The organism is Streptomyces paradoxus, assembly GCF_014202475.1.
Taxonomy (GTDB): Bacteria; Actinomycetota; Actinomycetes; order Streptomycetales; family Streptomycetaceae; genus Streptomyces; species Streptomyces paradoxus.
In genome coordinates this window covers 1-1,272 of sequence record NZ_JACHGV010000041.1, presented here as the reverse complement: position 1 = coordinate 1,272, position 1,272 = coordinate 1, and the positions used below count along the sequence as shown (strand labels likewise).

Annotated in this window: 1 protein-coding gene; it reads right to left on the bottom strand. The window is 65.6% G+C overall.

What is annotated here, in order from left to right; translation table 11 throughout:
* The coding region (locus HNR57_RS39110; RefSeq protein ID WP_184568191.1) for an amino acid adenylation domain-containing protein at positions 1–1,187 on the bottom strand (1,187 nt) is incomplete at its 3' end.
* Positions 1,188–1,272 lie beyond the last annotated feature (85 nt).

Here is a 1,272-nt window from a genome sequence, read left to right as displayed (position 1 = left end):
ACCTGCTCATCCGCCCGGCCCACGAACACCAGACGACCCCGCGCATCCCAACGGGCCAGATCCCCCGTGCGATACATCCGCTCACCCGGACCACCGAACGGGTCAGCCACAAACCGCTCCGCCGTCAACCCCGCACGGCCCACATACCCACGCGCCACACCCGCACCCGCGATGTACAACTCACCCACGGCACCCACCGGCACCGGACCGAGAAACCCATCCACCACATACGCACGCGCATTACCGATCGGCGAACCGATCGGCACCTCACCCCCACCAGGAACACACCGCCACACCACCGCATCCACCGTGGTCTCCGTCGGACCATAGGTGTTGAACAACACCCGCCCGCCGCCCGACCAGCGCTCCACCAACTCCGGCGAACACGCCTCACCACCAACCTCAAGCACCACACCCTCAGCGACCGACCCAGCCTCAAGCCCCGCCAAAACCGCAGGCGGCAACGTCGCATGCGTCACCTGCTGCTCAGCAAAGAACCCCGCCAGCTCCCGCCCCAGACGCCGCTCAGCCGGCACCACCACCAACGCCGCACCCGACGTCAACGCCAACGACCACTCAAGACAGAAATTGTCAAAACTCAACGAAGCGAACTGAGCCACCCGCGAACCCGGACCCACCCCGAACCGCGCCACCGCCGCCGCACGCATATTCGCAAACCCCGCATGCGACACCACCACACCCTTGGGCCGACCCGTCGACCCAGACGTATAAATCACATACGCCGGACAAGCCGACAACCACGCCCCCCGCCCGGCAACAGGCGACACCGCCGCCACATCCGCCAAAGCGGCAACCGTCTCCACAGCATCGATCAACAACACCGAAACCGACGCCGGAACACTCCCCACCGTGCCCACCGCACCAACAACCACAACCGGCCGGGCATCACCCAACATATGAGCAACCCGCTCAGCCGGATAAGCAGGATCCACCGGCAAAAAGGCAGCACCCGCCTTCAACACACCCAGCACCGCCACCAACAGATCCACACCACGCTCAAGCACCACCGCCACCAGCGACTCAGGACCAACCCCCTGACCCACCAGCAAGCACGCAAGCCGATCCGCCCGAGCATCAAGCTCGGCATACGACACCTCGACACCATCCGCGACCACCGCCACCGCATCCGGCGTCCGCACCACCTGCGCCTCGAACAACTCCGGCACAGTGCCCCGCGACACCTCAACCGCCGAGCCATTCCACTCCACCAACACCCGCCGACGCTCAACCTCACCAAGCACATCCACAGTG